A 16,074-nucleotide genomic window follows, 5' to 3' on the forward strand; every position below is an offset into this window, starting at 1 on the left:
ATTCCAAAACGAGGTAAAGCAAAGCCAATGAAACTTTTACGAATGATCCTAAGCGGTGTACTGATCGCGCTTTCTGTGCTGAACGCCCAGGCGGGAACCATCAACGGAGTCATTCAAACGCCATCCGGTGGCCCAATCCGCAACGGCACGTTGACCCTGACACTTAACCAAGTCGCCAACGTCCCTGGCACAGCGCAAGTTGTAGCCCAGCAGGTGCAATGCTTCACCGATAACTTCGGCAACCTTGTAGGCGAGCCCGATCAAACTGCGGCGCCAAGCGGCACTGCAACTCCTGGGCCTGGAACGCTGGCGGCCGGAACTTACTTTGTAAAGACAGCGATTCAGGACGCAAGCGGAGTCAGCAACGTGTCGCCGGAAGCAAGTTTTATTTTGAGCGGGCCGGGAACGCTGATCGTAAACGCGCCTGGGACGCAGCCAGCCAACGCGACCGGCTTTCGCGTTTACATTGGCGCCACCAGCGGAAGCGAGACGCTACAGGGCACCGTGACCGGAACGCCGGGGACCTGGGCAAACTTCTCACAGGCTGCGGCACTCTCTGCTGGGTCGGCCATGCCGGTATCGAATACCACGGTCTGCACCTTCGCGTTTACCGATTCGATGATCCCCTCGACCACCTACTACACCATCAACCTGGTCAACGCGCAGGGCTCGAAGATTGCTGGCTATCCGATTAGCACCGTGCGGTTCTACGGCGGGACAAATGGAAGCGTGAACGTATCGAACGGCTGGCCCATCAGTTTTGGCGGCACGATTTACCCGACTCCGATTATCAGCACGCCTGCGGCGAATGCAACACAGAGCATTGCGGGTGGGCTTGATCTAGGGACGTTTCCCATGAAGTTCGGGGATTCCGTGATGCCGGAAGAGTCCACGCCAACATGCTCATCCGGAGCTACGGCCTGCATGTACAACGATTCCACGCTGCATCGGCCTGAGTTTATTAACAGCGGGACACGTTCAGCGATTGCGATGTTGAACGATTCCCTGGCATCGTTTACCGGGACATTCACATCCGCGCAGCTTGCGGCATTGGTGACGGATGAAACCGGCACCGGGCCTCTGGTATTCGCCAACGGCGGGACGATTGCACCGACCAGCGTGACGACTGGGCAGATCATTCAACCAGCAGCCACCGCGCTCACGATCAAAGATAATCAGGGCGGGACTCGGTTCTCAATCCCATCAGGCGGCGTGCTGCAAGCAATATTAAACAATACGAGCCTCATGGGGGCATCAAACAGTAACGCGGTCACGCTTCTCAATGCTCAATTTATTTTGGGTGCCACTACAGGCAACGCAACCGACCAGCCTCTCTATACCTACAGTTTGCCAGCCAACACGCTAGGTGCAGGAAAAGGAATCAGGATAATCTTCGATGTACTTATCAATGCTGCTGCAACCACATTTAAACTCAGCTTCGGCGGCTCCAATATTTACAATTTCACGACGAATGCGGCAAACGAGCAGGTAACAGGAGAGGTTTTAATATTCAACAATGCCGGGGTGACAAACGCGCAGACATTCCTAGCACGTCCCGCCATTGGTGGCACTTCTATTTTTGGCACCACATCCGGGGCGCTGGCAATCGCGACAACCGGTAGCGTAACAATTACGCTCACCGGAAACTGCGCTGCCGCGAATACCATGACGCCCCAGATGTGGACTGTTGAGCTTATTCAGTAAAACTAAGGGATCTTTGGGCTCTCCTGAATCTTGACAACGATGTTGGCTTGCTGACTGAAAGCATTTTGGAAATGCACCTTGTTCGCATCAGGCATGATGCCGAAGCCCATGAGGATGTGATTGCCCACGGTGTACCCGCGAAAATCAGCGCAGTATCCGGTGTACGTTGTGGAGCTATCGACATCGCATGAGAGAAAAGAAAATACGTTTCCGCTGGCATCCACATCCGCAAGCGCAGCGGCATCGTTAAAGATCACGCCAGCCTGGGCAGAATTGGCAAGACGAATCAGAACGTGATCAAACTTATTAGTGTCGGAAAACCGGGAAATGTTGATTCCGTAATCCCTTGCACGGACAATTTCAACATGCCCAAAATCGTCCCATGTGACGCCCGTACTGTTGAACCCTTGAAGTATTATTCCCTTGCCTACGTTGTAAATGATGAGGCGCGGGAATGTGTTTTCCATGGCATTTCCAGTTGTGCTTTCTAGGTTCATAGCAAGCGGAGAGTCGGCGATGCCAATGCTGAACTGACATCCGGTGATGCTATCGAGCACCATGCCGCCCAGGTTCTCAAAGTAGAAAATTACACCTGATATTTCCACGCCAGACACGGATGAGATCACGAGATCGTGATCACAAAAGATTCTGACAGGCGCGGCAGCAGCAGCGCTCATGGGCGCAAAGGCTTTATCGTTTGTCAGTTCCGGTGGAACGATTGTCCCATGCCCGATGATGCGAGTGCCGGAAGGAATGGACGCGGGGCAACCGTACTCTCCGGGCTCCAGTGTCAGTGTGACGTTACCCGCTGAAACATCAATCGGAGTCAAGCTGCCGCTCGGCACCGTTGCCGGTATCGGCGTCGGCGTGGGAGTCGGAGCGGGTGTCGCTGCCGGTGAAGGTGATGGGGTGGCGCTTGGCAGTGGAGCAGCGTGGACGGTTGAAGGACCGCCACCGCAGCCGATCAAGACGAGGGCAAGGCCCAGGACGAACGCTTTCACTTGCATAGTTGCGGAGTGTAATCGAGAGTAGCTGGAAAGGCGAGTAAAATTCGGTGTAGCCATTGTGCTGAGGTGTCCTTTTCACCTTGGTACTTTGGTTAGGCCAGCTCGGGATGTATCAGCATTCCGGGCTGGCCGTGATTGTTTTGGGTGATTAACTATCCGATAGTTGAGATGGTTTCCTTTCCGCGCATCATGAAGAATCAGCGGCTTACCTCTACGACTATTAGCTAGTCAGTGGCACGACTGTACAACCGTCGAGCGCGGCGCTTCCTCCTTCCACGCCGGCCCGTTTGCCAATCTCGCGCAAGGTGCGGGGCGTGAAATATAGATCAAGCTCTGCGCGGTGCTGTATCAGTTCCACGATGCTGATATATCCCAATTCGCCGCCAGAGTGGCCATTGCGTAGCCTCCAATCAGGTTGCAATTCCCGCTTGGGAGTTGGTAGCTCTTGCGCGGTCAGTCTTTAATTATCCATAGATAAATGAGTATGTCAAGCATATTACTCATTATTTACTTGACTTTCATGCTTAGCTTATCGTAACATATGCCAATGGGACGTAAAACACTGGATCCTAACGAAGCTGCTCGGATGGGACGCGAAGGCGCAAAGAATCGGAAAAAGGTGCTTAGTCCCGCGAGGCGAAAAGCAATCGCCCGGAAGGCCGCACAGGCCAGATGGGGTAAGAAGTAAAACAGCAACAAGAACGGCCAGCCCGAGAGCTACCAACTCACGAACTGACCTGAAGCGCAGCGTGGATTGGCACGCAAACACTCTGCGCAATATTATAAATCCGCGTGCCGCATCCAATGGAAAGTGAGGGAACACCATGCGGCAAAACTCAGCAGTCGTCACACGTCAGAACCTAGTCACCTCATTACAAGCCACCCACCCATCAAACATCCTTGCAGGTCTATGGCTTGTCAAAGCCTTTACCGAGTCAGAATTTCACGGCGGCACCGATCCCGGAGAGGGACAGGGCCATCCGCTTTATGAAACTGCTGCGATGCTCTGGGCAGAGCTCTATTCTGGCTCTGGCCATGATGTGGAAAGCCTCAATGCAGATTTTGATTCTGTCCTTACCCGTTACACAAAAGTGCTCACTGATTTCTCTGCGTATCTCTCAACTCAAAGGCTGATCGAAGCGCAAACGGAAGTCACCCGCATTCAGGCAGGGCTTCTGCTGCCGAGATGCGCGACACTGGAAACCGCACCCGCAAAGGGTGCGGGGTGGCGCGAGTCGCTGGCCTGTGCCGTCGCTCTCGCTGGCGCGGTACTGCTCGGTTACACATGCAACGGCAAAGAGACTTGGCAATGCTTCGTTTCCCTGCTCTCGCTGCTGCTGGTAGCGGTTCCAGTCTGGAGGCTGGCGACATGGTACGGGCAGCGCCGCGCACTCGTACAGATCACGCAACCCACACGCTAACCAACCGGCCCCCGGCCAGCTCTCGCCCAAAGACTGCGCCGGGGGGTTTTGCCTTTGGAGATGGTGAACCATGAAAACTCGCCGTGGTAATCTTCCCAGCAGGGAGAATTGCCACCATGAAAAAGACGCTACAAGTTGTCGCCCTGGCCTTTGTTCCGCTGTTCGCGGTTGCAGCCGTGAAGCCGGAAAAGGTTGTGCAGGTAGTCCAGTGGTGTTGCGGCCTGCCGTGTCCCGGCCATCCGCAATGCCCCATCAGGTAAACCGTGCAGGGGTGAGGTTATGAACTTCGCCCTTCTCGCGCTTCACATCCTGATAGCTTCGGCTGGAACCGTCGCCGCGATCCGCGCGCGGTCCACTCGCCCAAAACTTCTACCCGCTTATCTGGCCTTTGTCGCCCTCGCCGGCATCGCTGGCGGTTTCGTCTTGCACTTCACGCCTTCAGCGTATCGGGCATTTTTCTGGCTGCTGGAAATCGCCCACAATCTCATGCTCTGCGCCGTGGCCTTAGAGATCATTGCCGACGTGCTGCCGCGCCGGTTCGTTGCGCCGTGGGCGATCTTCTTCTGCTCAAGCTTCATTCTGGCGATCTTGCGGCAGTGGCCAGAGACTTCAACACGCGCCCTGCTCAATCTCAGCATCTCAGCAACCGCAACCGCCGGGCTGCTTCTGTTGGCTTTGGCCTTCGTCTCTGAGATCACATGGCCCAAAGGTTACGCGCTGGCAACCGTAGGGCTTGCCGCCGTACTCGCTGGCAACCTGCTCCCTGAAATCCAATGGATTACCGGCACAGTGTCACCGCTGGCCTTGCAGCTTGGAGATGTGCCTGGGCTGATCGTGCTGGCGATTGCCTGCAAACTGGAACCGGCACGCCATGAAACCGGCCAAGCTCACCCAGCGCGACATTGACGAGTACCCGCTGCCCCGGTGTAATCGCGATTCTTGATCTTCAGTAAGGCCGGCGCGCGATCGCTTTCCAAGTAGGTGCTGTCCCTCCAATTGGCAACGATGCACTCCATACCGGACGAACGGACCACACCCGCTGAGGGCTTCCTGCAAAATGTGCTTACGCTCGACCAGGGCCCGGCCCCTCAGATCATGGCCCTTTAGCCAGAGAAGATCGAAGGCGTCAGACTCTACTTTCGCTGCGTCCTGGAGCGGTTTGCGCCATCCAATAGAAGAGGGCGAGACAACCGTTAGTAGCGTAAGTGCTTCAAATTCAGTAATATTGCTGTACTCCCAGATCGGATATGACGTAACCTTGGTGTTAATTTATTGATTTTGCGACTAGGTATTTTCGAAACATTTTGCTATTCTTGGGGTCTCCTAAAAGAGGATTTTGACCGACAAAACATTGTCAACCGCTCGTCCAATACAACTTACCTCTCCAGCGAAGCGCTTGAACGGCTTTGAGGTATTCGGCTAATGCTACAACAAATACTCAGTGACGCTCGCCTGGACGCAAAGGCCTGCGCCGGCCTACTTGGAATAAATCCATCAATCTTTGACGAGTGGGCATCCGGACAGCGCCTGATCCCGCAATCCATCGTTCCAGCGCTCGCGACAATTCTTGGAGTCGAACCAGACGTGTTTTTGGTCCCCTCGAAAAAAGTGACCCAAGCTGGTGCCATTTGGTACAAGTTGAGAGCAAATGAATTGGGCGAATCTGACCGTGAATATGTCTTCCTCATTCGGCAGCTTGCCCACTATCTGAACGAGTTGGAAGAGGTCACTGAGGAGCGCTCGATTGCCTGGCGGAGCTCATTTGACACGGTTTTTAAGAATGTCGATACGCAATCAGCACCGCGCGAACAGGGTCGCTTAGCTGCTCGAATCTTCAGGTCTGAACGGGGCCTTACGCATGGCGCAACTGGAATCGGTGGCGTAATTCGCCCTCACCTTCGTATGCTGGGCCTATTGGTAATTGAAAGCAACATACCCGAATCCGTTTTGGAGGGGTGCTCTTTTTATGTTGGGCAGCGACCGAATGATCGGCCATGCATTTTCGCGAACAACTACAGGACGACTTGGCACCGAAGAAACATGACCTTGATGCACGAGCTTGCTCACGCCATTTTCGATGCTCCCGGAGACGCGGCATCGCTCGATTATAGAGCTGTGGATTCTATTACTCCTGGATGTTACACCGATGACGTAAAGGAACAGCGGGCACAAGCGTTTGCGTTAGAGTGTTTAATTCCCAAAGAGGTGCTCAGGCACGCCACTCAAACGAAGGGCATCAATTGGAGCCGTCTCCAGCCTGAGCAGTTGGCCATGCTTGTTCAATTGACAACGGTTGAAGCTGGTGCAGTGCTGACTGCCGCAGTTGAGGCGGACTACATTACCCACGAACAGGCTGGCGTTTACTCCATGATGGATATTGGCCAACTTTTGCGGGACATAGACGAGCGAGCGCTGACCACAGACGAGTATCTTGGCCGTTTAGGTCTCAAGGATGCCCCCTTCGCAGGAAAGCGGTCGACTACGATCCCGACGCGCAAACTGACTCTTCCGGTTGGTTACATCAATCGAGTACTTGACGCCGTCAGAGCAGACAAAATAAGCATTGGCAGGGCGGCGGAACTGCTGATGATCCACAAAGACACCTTCATCGAACGATTCCCCGCATACGCAGAGGTCCAAGAGGAGTGGTAGAGCTAGAACCGGCTCCGCGCGTTGGAGTCGGCATTCTTGCTTGTGATTCTGACGCTCTGTTTCAGCTTTTCATTGCTAATCTTGTGGCCCCTCTGCGAGAGATCAAGAGGCTGTACGGCCTTCAGCCCATCATCACTCAAGAAGTGGAAATAGAACTGAGATCAAACCAACGATATGGAAAGCGCGTTGGGCCGTCCGTCCTGAAGGCGATTTCAAAGAATGTCCTAACCGTTTTGAGTCCTCACTCGTTGAAGAAACTGATCGGGCCTTCGGCCGACGTGTACTTCCCAGCAATTCAGGGCTTGGGAGCAAAATACAAACTGCACGTCCAGCCAGGTGAAGCCTATTCGCATGCGGTCGGCGTAATCCTTAACGCGCCAGTGATGAGCAATGATTTCGACGCTATTCGGAAGCTGATGTTAAACGGCCATGATGTGGCAATTCCTACCATTCGAGCGTTTGATCTGCTTGTGTTTGGATATCAGAGCGGCATTCTTCGCGAGGCGGACTGCGACAACTTCCGTCATCAGATGGCCCTAGAACGAAATGAATATCTTCCTAAGGAATTTAGAAATGCCTCGTTTGCAGACGGACTACCACAGTTTTGTCCGCGATTGCTCGATGGTGATCGTGCTGTTGTCGGCGCGGAAGAAGCCGATCTGAAACCTTTCAAAACAAGGCTTCTTATCCGTAGGACGGCAGAATTGGTGTAGCAGAGGATGCCGCCACGGATAAAATGCTGCCCCGGGTGCCGGCGGTAGTCACTGTACCTGGACGTTCGACAGGAGCCCGGACAACTCCCACACCACGTCTCGAACCGTCGCCTTCTTCTTCAGCCTGAGCGTGATGTGCCTCCCGGCTACCTCCTTAGCCGCTTCGGACTCAACCGTGTGGTCCACTACAACGATCAAGCCTGGATGCTGCTCGCAGAGATAAAGAACCTCCCTGACAGCGAGCTCCTCATAGACCTGGAGGCCGTGCTCGCTCAGATCCTCGCTGAGGCCGGGCAGTTGGCGGGTAAAGTAAATCAGGGAGCGCACGAGCGTGGCATTATAAACTGGAGCGTGTAGTTAGAAAATTGAACTAAGGAAATACAATGACGAATGGTTGGAAGGGCAAAACCATGACCAAGACCCAACTCGTACGCCACATGGCGGAGAAACTGGAAACGAACAATAAGACCGCCGCAACGTTCCTGGAACACCTGGCGGAGACCGCGATCAAAGAAACCAAAAAGAACGGTGTGTTCGTGATTCCTGGCCTGGGACGCCTGGTAAAGTCCAACCGGAAAGCGCGTATGGGACGCAATCCGCAAACCGGAAAACCCATTAAAATCGCGGCCAAGACCGTGGTAAAGTTCCGCGTTGCCAAGGCCGTAAAAGACGTAATCAATCCGAAGAAATAAACCATGCCAGAAAACGGCAAACCGGCGGTTGAAATGAAAGATGTTAGCGCCACATCATTCGGCTACGTGATCGGGTTCCTGCTACCGGGAATGCTCGGCCTGTACGCACTTGGCTTCTGGTTTCCTGAAGTCCACTCTTTATTGCAGCCGGCAACTTCAAAAGACGCCACACTAGGACCAAGTTTTTTCTTACTGCTGTCAGCACTGACCGTCGGATTATTGGTTGGTGGCATCAGGTTTTACGTCTTTCAGGAATGGATTTGCCGGAAACACAAGCTCGGTCATGAAATGTTCAAAGGACTCACTGGCGATCGGCTAACCTCATTTAAAGCGGTCGTTGACGAGCATTACCGATATCACCAGTTCTATGGCGGCTGTGCAGTCGCAATGCCGGTCATGTTCGCAGGCTGGATGCGGGATAAATGGACTACCGCTGGCTCGGCTCACATCATTTTCTGGGTGGGAGGTTTCTTGCTTCTCGAAGGATTTTTGATCGTAACGGCCCAGGGTTGTTTCGTTGACTACAGCGGCCGCAGCAAAGTGATCGTTGCGCACCTCCAGGAAGAAGCAGGTCGTGAAAAACTGGCAACTGTGTCTACCGTAAAGTGAGGATTGTTTGAAATGACAAATGGATGGAAAGACCATGGACCGGACCCGGTGCGCAAATCGCCACCTGCACCGGCACCAAAACCTGGGCCCGTGCCAGCACCATCACCAAGGCCAACACCCGCGCCGCCTAAGCCACAGAAGTAGGCACCGACCAAACGACTCATGCTCGAATGCTCGAATGCTCGAAAGAGTGTTGGGGTTGGGAACGCGCTGGCGACTTCCATAGCTGACTACCTGCAGCTCCGCCGGGCTGAGCGCGCCGTCGACGCGCTGGAAGCCATGAAGGAAGATCCCGAGTTTCAGCGCATGGCGTTCAAGAGTGACCGGGGCAACCGTGGGCCTGACGGCTGGAAGCCTACGACGCTCCTACAGTTTCAGGGCTGGCTATTTGAACCACATACGGCAGAGGTTCTACAGCGGTACTCGAATATCATGTACGGCGACCCGTACACATGGCTTGATTTTGGCTGTAATCGGGCCGGCGGGCAGGACGACGACAACCACGTTTACAGGTAGATATCACGTAGTTTCCCCGACGATGATTTAGGTGGGTTGGGCTGGCCCCACCGCGTTACGCTGACTGTGGATGAGTCAGGCTATCGACTGTAAGTGAGTGGTGAACTAGTGTTTTTAGCGACTTTTTCGACTTTAGAACGTCGGTTGAGTGATCTAAAATAGCGGCCCTGCGGAGGGCGAATGGCAAAACCGACATTTAAGATCACCACAAAGCACGTGATCGCGTTCTTTTCGAAAGAGTACCGTATGAAGGTATCAGAGGTTGATGCCCGACGGTGGCTGAAATTATGGGGATACACTTTTGCCGATGACCTGAAGAAAATCGTCACGCCGAATCTGGCTGCAATGTTCCGGCAGGCTACGCTCCGGGACTATCCAAGTTCGAAATTCACACGATTCCTCCGTAGAGTGGACGAAGCTATCACGGCAGCGATAGACCTGTACGCTGCCCAAATCCGCTTGGAATACAGACAACAGGTTTTTGGGGATGAGGATCGCTGCAGGATGGCGACTTACCTGATGGCTGCCAACGACGCTAAGCGTGAGGCGATTTTCGGCCAAGCTATTACTTTCGGTTCGGAATCCCTGGGTGACGAGGAACGCAAATTCCGGATTCACGTTGCTGTGCAAGCGCGAAAGATCAAGGCCCGCATCATGGATCCCAGTGAACCACTGCCGGCGCGCGTCCGAGTCTTTGGAAAACCGGTCACCGTCGAGAAGCCAGCAACGATTAAGAATCGGTTAGAACAATCCACCATTCAGTGATTGCTGGCGCGGGAGAACCCCGTTCACGGTTTTAAAAGCTTCTTCTGCTGGCCAAGCCACCACAAAATAGCGGCACACCATGAGAGAGAGATAGCGATCTTTGAGCAAAGGTCGAAAAAGGCGAGCGCCACTAGCGTTATTCCATTGTGGTTTTCATGCGCACCAGCCAGCAGAATATCGGAGTGCTCACTCAGTATCTCTTCAAGTTTGCCATGTAGATGGTAACCAAACCAGATGACGACTGCGGCTTGCATGACAACGATAAGGGTGAAAACGGCAGCTTTATCTAGCCCACTGTCGGAGCTTCTGAGAATTTGTTCGGAAGGGACATTATCTGGGCGGGATGCTGCAAGAAACTGCCTGACTGGAGATGCCGTTTCAGGTGCGTCTTTCATAAACAGGAATCGATTCTACACGTTGGGGGGATGCAACGCGAAAGTAAATCTGGAATGACTAACGCCTGTACCAGCGCACAGACTCACGCGCCCAGCGTCCGAGCATGGAAGCCAGCACAGCCAGGGCAAGACCACCGCAGATGATGAGCAGGCCACGGAACATGCCGGAAAAGTTTACCATCCCTTATGGGCCTCTACCCATTCTTCCGCAACAAACAGATTGCCGGTGGCCGCTGCTCATTCTGTAATGAGGAAACGCCGCCAGACTTCCGCAAGCCGGACGACACCGACGAAAGTATTATGAAGAGAATCATGGAGTGGCACGAAACCCATCAATGCAAGCTACCCCGCTAAAATAGAGCCCATGGCTGATAGAACCTGCATCCATCTTGAGCATGAGCCGGATTCGATCTGGGCAACAAACGATCTGCCGGATAAGATCGGCCTGCGCTTCGACTGCGGAGATGCCGGAGTCGTCCTACTTGACCAGCAAAAAACGCAACAGGTCATTGACGAGCTTCAACGCATGCAGAAGGCGATGGGCTGGGCTGGCCGCACCGCGTAATAGATTTACCATCTCAATCCGACCAGCAACGGGTGTACTCTTGTTCAGATTGGGATAGGTCCAGGGCGACGGCTCTAGACTGAAAAGCGCGGCCCCTCCAGGTCGCGCCGCCCATGTCCTAAAACTGGAGAGTCACTGGAGGGTGACAATAATGCCCACCTTAACCGATGATCTGCAAGCGGTTCTAAGTCTGAAGGCGACACACTTCAAAGGGAAAACCTATACCGCGTGGAGCGACACGGATCTCGCTGCCTACCAGCAGACCCGGACACTGCCCGAGAAGAAGCGCGCCGCGGCTGTGCTGGAACAGTGGGACGACTATCTGAATGACCATCTCGCGCCACTCGTCCGCGAAGCCGTGCCGGAAGCGATCAATCTCTCAAAGCAGACATGCCCCAACTCAGTGAGCGAGCGAAAGTGCTTTGTGGAAAGCTGCCTCTCGGATTGGATTATTGGGCCTGCATCTGATCACACGCGATGGTGGTTTATGGTCGCTTGCGAAGGTAGTAGCGTCGTCATGGACGCGGCACGCACCAAAGGCCCAACGTGGAAGGAAAGCATCGACGCCTGGGCGATTCCGCACTGGATGAACCCATACGCGAAGCTGGAAGATGGAGCAGCGCTTTTCATCCGTGATCGACAGAATGTTTTACGTGAGCGCTTGGAGTACGTGCTACGTGAAGAGATTGGAGCCTTGGCCGACCGTCTCTTGATTGCTGGCCCCGGTTACTCCGCGACCGTGCCAGACGAACGCCCAAAGGTTCGCGCTGGAAGGCCGGCCACACCTGAAGCGATCAAGGCCAGACTCCGCGAACTGCGCAGCAGCGGAGGCGAGTGGAAAGAAGTAGCCGCCGCCCTTGACGCTGAAACCGGAACCACTCGCACGGTGTCCGCTTACCGCAACATGCTCCGAGTGCGCAAAACGCGCTAAATAGTTTCGCGGATTTTGCGCAGTTGAATGCACTCGAATAGGAGCGCATAGTCGCCGTCACAGTATGGCGAACATCAACACAGAGCGCAGCAATCCATCCCCGACCATCCTTCCGAACAGGCTTATCAGTCGGGACGACGCAGCCGCCAACCTGGGCATTACCACACGCTACCTTGACAACTTGATTCGGCTGAAACGGATCGCCGTCACGCGCATTGGTGCGCGCGTCCTGGTGAGTTGCGCCGAGATCGAGCGATTCATTGAGCAGAATACCGACAGACAGGCGGTTAGCGCGTAAGGGGAGAGTAGCAGTCTAAGAATCGGGTTCGCCTTCGCACCCACAAAAGCGAAGGCTCACGGTTCGCAGCCGTGAGCCAGAAAGTTCAGACCAGAACGAGAACATGGAAAAAGTATCACCAAATCCGGCCGCTGGCAATAGATTCTCGCCACCCTTCGCGCCTTCAGCGGATCCAAAGCTTTCCCGCGAAATCGATTCCATGATCGGGCGCACGTTCGCCCACCTTGAACACGCCACAGTAGAGCAAGCCATCGCAAGGGTATTGCGGTGCACCGTGGGCGCGGTTCGCTCTTATGGCGCTGCTCCGGGCTACGTCAAAACAGACAGAGCCGATATCGCCGTCCGACTGCTGCGTAATCTCAACTACTGGGCCGACAAGTTGGCGCTCGTCGAGACGGTGGACTCGGGCGCGCAGATGGCGGCAAACACCAGAATTTTTGAACTGATTGAACTGCTTGCGCCTGCTGGCCTGAGCATCGCTTGCGCCCTGGACCGCAGCGGGGAAAGGTTCGTTCCCTATTATCGCCTGTGCCGCACGGATGAGATTGATCTGACGAATCCCCAGGACGGACGCAAGCCGCGGCGAAAGCCTTTCTTGTTCGGCGCCAGTGCCAGTCCCAAAGCAAATGCCCCTGCAAAGGCGAGCTCTGTTCCGGTTCGTCCCGACCCGCTGGCCACACTGAAGGGCGTACAGACCGGGCTATTTAGCTATCGGGCTGAACAATGGCGCGATCCCGATTTTGGCGAAAGGGGCAAGCGATGATCACCGTCCGGGTGAAAAGCACACTCTTGCAGTCAGCCTCATTCGACGCTCGCCGGCGGGAGATGCAAGTCCAGTTCGTGAACGGCACCAAGAAAACATATTGCAGCGTATCCCGCATGACATTCCTGCAACTCGTTCGCGCTCGAAGCGTGGGGCGGTTTTATCGCCGCGTGATCATGGGGAAGTTTACCCAGGTCAGTGAAACGAGGAAGCAGCAGGGAAAGACGTTAGAGGCGGGCCGGGCGGTCCGTCAGGTTTAACGGTCGCCCGGTTTCAAAAATCTCCTACCTGATTGTTCCGGTTGCCACCGAGCCAGGTTGGAAACTTCGATGAAAGGTCAATCAACCCAATGACTACGTTATCACCAACCCAACGGAAAGACCATCGCCTCGATCGCTCAAGCGAAGCAGAGTTACGCGCGATCCGAGTACTTAATCTTGACAAAGTGCGCCGCTATCCGGCGATTGACTACAACCCGCGTTCCTTCCGAGTGCAGGTCATTCAGTCAGCTTTACCTCTCTGGCCCAACCGGTTCGACCTCTGCCGGGCGACTTCGAAGGTGACAAGGATGATTCACGACTTCGGAAACGTGCGGATCGCGCACAGTATCAATCAGGCGCTGCGACTTCTGCAACAGCCGTTAGCCAAAAAGCCCACCACGGCCACAACCGCCAGCGGTTCGGAGCGTGCCGCATGAAAGCAGCCCTTGAGAATCACTGGCGCAATGGCATGGCAACCGCCACCGCTCCATCCAACGCGGCAGAGCGTAAGCCACCACAAAGAGAAAAGCAGCAGTCCGCGCCACCCAGGACACCGGCAATCACGCTGTATTTTGCCGTGGGCCTGCGCCGGTTCGCCCTGCTGCAGTCGCATGAAGTGACGGCAGAAAACGTCATCGCAGCCGTCGAGCATGCAGCCAAACTGATGCAGCAGAAAGCGGAGGCCCGGTAAACATGGCCAACTTCTTAGAAGATTATTCGCCTTTTCAGGCAGGACTCGGGAGGTTCGCAGGCATGATACAGATCCCACTGGGGCAAGATCGCGGATGGATCGAACTGCACATTGACGGGCGGGCCGTACTCTTCAGCGTGGACTACCCGGACGAACCCATTTTCCACTTCAATGCGGAAGATGCTGAAATGCTCGGCGCACTAGCAAGTGAGTTGGGAACCATGAGCGAAGCATGGGAGGAATTGAAAAAGCAATCGCCAGAACACATCAACCCGGCAGGGACCACGGGAAACAAGTACGACCACCAGGGCGGCGAGGAAGAAGAACCCGGCGAAGCCACACACTCACCCGGCAAGAGATCACCGTCGCCGCTGCCAGATCAGCCCAAGCTCGTCGGCATGGGCGCGCCAAAGGTCGCGACCGCGGGAAGCCCGTAAATTGGCATGGTTGCTTTTAACAGCCGTGTTCTGCTAGTGTCTGATCTGTTCTTATTTGTCCCCGGAATTTCCCAAGCGGTATCCAGACGGTGAAGGTGCAGATGCAACTTGGGCGAGATTCCGAGGGCCATTGTAGGGGCTGACTTCCTAAAATGCTCCATCGACCTCGCCAACTCGGCGGGGCTTTTCTTTTTGGTCCCCGCTCAAGCGAGGGAATGAGATGGCAGCAAAAATTGCTGATCTAAAGACAATGCAGAAAGCCGCTGAAGAAGCTGGCTTAAACCAAGTCGAATGGGCGCGCATCGCCGGCGTGAATCGCTCCAAGTTGAATCTGGCGGTTCACGGCAAGACTGAGTTATCGCCTGATGAAATGGCCCGATGTTCAGACGCTCTCCGCAAGATCCTTGCAGCGCGAGTGTCCGTATTCAACCAATTACTGAAATCAAATTTTTGTGCTGTAGCAGCGTAGGAGAACTTCGTCGTCAAATAGTCAGGCCATCCGCATGGAAGGCGAATGGCCTGGATGTTTCGAACCCACAATTCAAATTCAACCGGGTGTAAAGAGCACCCAGAGGTAGTAGCCTGATGAGGATTTTAGCCGAGCATCCCGGCAAAAACAACAGCAGTATTCAAAATGGCGGGCAGATTATGGGCGCCACTGCGCGCCCTCTGCCAGTCGTCAATTCATCAGGCAAGTCATCAAGTGCGCGAACAGAATCGCGCCGTCCACGGAACGATGGTCCTGTGTGCGCGCCTGCCCCCTACCCGCTAATCACTCCAGGAACGTACCCGCACCATGTCAAGGCTACCCATACTGAAGTGAGAAAGAACGTAGTGATCCGGCGGCAGTTACTCGCGGAGATGGATTGCTAGTGACGCGATTTTTTAGCTGATACCAAGAGAATGAGCTTAACGGCTCACGGTTGCTTCGCGGCACTGCTTTACCGAGATACAAAACAACGGGCCGGTAAAGTTGTTACGCTGGTCGAAGGATTTGTAGGAAAAGAAGAAGATTTGAAAGAACTGGAGAAAAAATTAAAATCGTATTGCGGAACCGGCGGCTCTTCAAAGGATGGCCAAATTATTATACAGGGAGATCAGAGAGAAAAGGTGATGCAGTGGTTGCAGAAAAATAATTATGCTAAATCAAAGAGAATTAATTAATCTATTTTGTTTTCGGAAATGATTTCTTTTTCATTCTCAAAATAACTCAACGCACCGCTGGGACATTTTTTTACCTGTTCAATGATACGTTCAGTGCTGGCGCCATCCATTTTTATCCAGGGCCGTTCTCTTGGACTGAAAACTTCGATCAATCCTTTCCAACAAAGAGTGGAATGCTGGCATACATCTGGTTTCCAGACAACCGTTATGTCATCGTTGCTGTATTTGAAAGTTTTTTGAGACATGAAATAATTAGTAATAATCTATATTAAGTTACAGCAAGAAAAATAAACATTCAAATAGTTATTGCCCCTGCGCCAGACTATAAGCCCTTTTATCTCCCCACATATTCAATAGTTCCAACGAACAAACTTTGAAATCACCACTTAAGCCGATATAAAGTCCTATCACATCCTGCTGACGCACCGGTTCGGCATCAACGCTTTCAAACCGGGCATTGTATTGATTCACGAGGTTGGTATAAACAGATC

The 16,074-nt window shown here is 54.0% G+C and carries 25 protein-coding genes; 20 read left to right on the plus strand and 5 right to left on the minus strand.

The annotated features are described in order from the left end of the window. Positions 1-27 precede the first annotated feature (27 nt). Positions 28-1,704 (plus strand): hypothetical protein, encoded by a 1,677-nt coding sequence (locus LAO76_26295; GenBank protein ID MBZ5494450.1) that lies wholly within the window; start codon positions 28-30, stop codon positions 1,702-1,704. Between the two features lie 2 nt (positions 1,705-1,706). Here LAO76_26295 and LAO76_26300 read toward each other — a convergent pair whose 3' ends face one another. Beyond that, positions 1,707-2,705: a hypothetical protein gene (locus LAO76_26300; protein ID MBZ5494451.1), complete on the minus strand. Its 999-nt coding sequence runs from the start codon at positions 2,703-2,705 to the stop codon at positions 1,707-1,709. A gap of 830 nt (positions 2,706-3,535) precedes the next feature. Here LAO76_26300 and LAO76_26305 point away from each other — a divergent pair. The 5 genes from LAO76_26305 to LAO76_26325 all read left to right on the plus strand — a co-directional run bounded on the left by LAO76_26305 (position 3,536) and on the right by LAO76_26325 (position 7,497). Next, the gene (locus LAO76_26305; GenBank protein ID MBZ5494452.1) at positions 3,536-4,132 is read left to right on the plus strand and encodes a hypothetical protein; all 597 of its coding nucleotides are present in this window, start codon (positions 3,536-3,538) and stop codon (positions 4,130-4,132) included. A gap of 116 nt (positions 4,133-4,248) precedes the next feature. Further along, positions 4,249-4,392, plus strand: coding sequence for a hypothetical protein (locus tag LAO76_26310; protein MBZ5494453.1), 144 nt, complete (start codon positions 4,249-4,251; stop codon positions 4,390-4,392). 19 nt (positions 4,393-4,411) lie between these two features. Further along, positions 4,412-5,038, plus strand: coding sequence for a hypothetical protein (locus LAO76_26315; GenBank protein ID MBZ5494454.1), 627 nt, complete (start codon positions 4,412-4,414; stop codon positions 5,036-5,038). A gap of 516 nt (positions 5,039-5,554) precedes the next feature. Beyond that, complete coding sequence (locus LAO76_26320; GenBank protein MBZ5494455.1) at positions 5,555-6,784, plus strand: ImmA/IrrE family metallo-endopeptidase; 1,230 nt, start codon at positions 5,555-5,557, stop codon at positions 6,782-6,784. Between the two features lie 248 nt (positions 6,785-7,032). After that, entirely contained in the window at positions 7,033-7,497 is a 465-nt protein-coding gene (locus LAO76_26325; protein ID MBZ5494456.1) for a hypothetical protein, read from the plus strand. A 48-nt stretch (positions 7,498-7,545) separates the two neighbouring features. Here the strand turns inward: LAO76_26325 and LAO76_26330 are convergent, their stop codons facing one another. Continuing rightward, positions 7,546-7,824 (minus strand): hypothetical protein, encoded by a 279-nt coding sequence (locus LAO76_26330; protein ID MBZ5494457.1) that lies wholly within the window; start codon positions 7,822-7,824, stop codon positions 7,546-7,548. A 56-nt stretch (positions 7,825-7,880) separates the two neighbouring features. Between LAO76_26330 and LAO76_26335 the strand changes: the two genes are divergently transcribed. The 4 genes from LAO76_26335 (at position 7,881) to LAO76_26350 (ending at position 10,079) form a co-directional block, all read left to right on the plus strand. Then, the gene (locus tag LAO76_26335) at positions 7,881-8,189 is read left to right on the plus strand and encodes an HU family DNA-binding protein (GenBank protein ID MBZ5494458.1); all 309 of its coding nucleotides are present in this window, start codon (positions 7,881-7,883) and stop codon (positions 8,187-8,189) included. Between the two features lie 3 nt (positions 8,190-8,192). After that, positions 8,193-8,798: a hypothetical protein gene (locus LAO76_26340; GenBank protein MBZ5494459.1), complete on the plus strand. Its 606-nt coding sequence runs from the start codon at positions 8,193-8,195 to the stop codon at positions 8,796-8,798. 162 nt (positions 8,799-8,960) lie between these two features. Further along, positions 8,961-9,314 carry a hypothetical protein gene (locus LAO76_26345; GenBank protein ID MBZ5494460.1) on the plus strand — a complete coding sequence of 118 codons (354 nt, stop codon included), beginning with the start codon at positions 8,961-8,963 and terminating at the stop codon, positions 9,312-9,314. Positions 9,315-9,494: 180 nt separating this feature from the next. Next, the gene (locus LAO76_26350; protein ID MBZ5494461.1) at positions 9,495-10,079 is read left to right on the plus strand and encodes a hypothetical protein; all 585 of its coding nucleotides are present in this window, start codon (positions 9,495-9,497) and stop codon (positions 10,077-10,079) included. A 23-nt stretch (positions 10,080-10,102) separates the two neighbouring features. On the opposite strand, the gene LAO76_26355 is transcribed toward LAO76_26350, so the two are convergent. Continuing rightward, the gene (locus tag LAO76_26355; GenBank protein MBZ5494462.1) at positions 10,103-10,474 is read right to left on the minus strand and encodes a hypothetical protein; all 372 of its coding nucleotides are present in this window, start codon (positions 10,472-10,474) and stop codon (positions 10,103-10,105) included. 364 nt (positions 10,475-10,838) lie between these two features. Here LAO76_26355 and LAO76_26360 point away from each other — a divergent pair, with 364 nt between their 5' ends. The 10 genes from LAO76_26360 (at position 10,839) to LAO76_26405 (ending at position 15,583) form a co-directional block, all read left to right on the plus strand. After that, the gene (locus tag LAO76_26360) at positions 10,839-11,039 is read left to right on the plus strand and encodes a hypothetical protein (GenBank protein ID MBZ5494463.1); all 201 of its coding nucleotides are present in this window, start codon (positions 10,839-10,841) and stop codon (positions 11,037-11,039) included. 151 nt (positions 11,040-11,190) lie between these two features. Continuing rightward, positions 11,191-11,970, plus strand: a complete 780-nt coding sequence (locus LAO76_26365; GenBank protein ID MBZ5494464.1) for a hypothetical protein — start codon at positions 11,191-11,193, stop codon at positions 11,968-11,970. A gap of 64 nt (positions 11,971-12,034) precedes the next feature. Further along, positions 12,035-12,268, plus strand: a complete 234-nt coding sequence (locus LAO76_26370; GenBank protein ID MBZ5494465.1) for a helix-turn-helix domain-containing protein — start codon at positions 12,035-12,037, stop codon at positions 12,266-12,268. Between the two features lie 103 nt (positions 12,269-12,371). Continuing rightward, positions 12,372-13,031 (plus strand): hypothetical protein, encoded by a 660-nt coding sequence (locus tag LAO76_26375; GenBank protein ID MBZ5494466.1) that lies wholly within the window; start codon positions 12,372-12,374, stop codon positions 13,029-13,031. After that, positions 13,028-13,291, plus strand: a complete 264-nt coding sequence (locus tag LAO76_26380; protein ID MBZ5494467.1) for a KTSC domain-containing protein — start codon at positions 13,028-13,030, stop codon at positions 13,289-13,291. The genes LAO76_26375 and LAO76_26380 overlap by 4 nt, the downstream gene beginning before the upstream one ends. An 89-nt stretch (positions 13,292-13,380) precedes the next feature. Further along, a complete protein-coding gene (locus tag LAO76_26385; protein MBZ5494468.1) occupies positions 13,381-13,728 on the plus strand; it encodes a hypothetical protein in 348 nt (115 codons plus the stop codon). Then, on the plus strand, positions 13,725-13,982 hold the full coding sequence (locus LAO76_26390; GenBank protein ID MBZ5494469.1) for a hypothetical protein: 258 nt from the start codon (positions 13,725-13,727) through the stop codon (positions 13,980-13,982). The genes LAO76_26385 and LAO76_26390 overlap by 4 nt, the downstream gene beginning before the upstream one ends. Positions 13,983-14,044: 62 nt before the next feature. Continuing rightward, positions 14,045-14,419, plus strand: a complete 375-nt coding sequence (locus tag LAO76_26395; protein MBZ5494470.1) for a hypothetical protein — start codon at positions 14,045-14,047, stop codon at positions 14,417-14,419. Between the two features lie 220 nt (positions 14,420-14,639). Beyond that, positions 14,640-14,888, plus strand: a complete 249-nt coding sequence (locus tag LAO76_26400) for a helix-turn-helix transcriptional regulator (GenBank protein ID MBZ5494471.1) — start codon at positions 14,640-14,642, stop codon at positions 14,886-14,888. Between the two features lie 434 nt (positions 14,889-15,322). Further along, a complete protein-coding gene (locus LAO76_26405) occupies positions 15,323-15,583 on the plus strand; it encodes a translation initiation factor (GenBank protein ID MBZ5494472.1) in 261 nt (86 codons plus the stop codon). Here LAO76_26405 and LAO76_26410 read toward each other — a convergent pair. Then, a complete protein-coding gene (locus tag LAO76_26410) occupies positions 15,580-15,828 on the minus strand; it encodes a (4Fe-4S)-binding protein (protein ID MBZ5494473.1) in 249 nt (82 codons plus the stop codon). The genes LAO76_26405 and LAO76_26410 overlap by 4 nt on opposite strands. A gap of 58 nt (positions 15,829-15,886) precedes the next feature. Next, on the minus strand, positions 15,887-16,074 hold a 188-nt coding region (locus LAO76_26415; GenBank protein MBZ5494474.1), incomplete at its 5' end, for an isocitrate dehydrogenase.

The sequence above is a fragment of the Terriglobia bacterium genome, assembly GCA_020072645.1.
GTDB lineage: Bacteria > Acidobacteriota > Terriglobia > Terriglobales > Acidobacteriaceae > Angelobacter.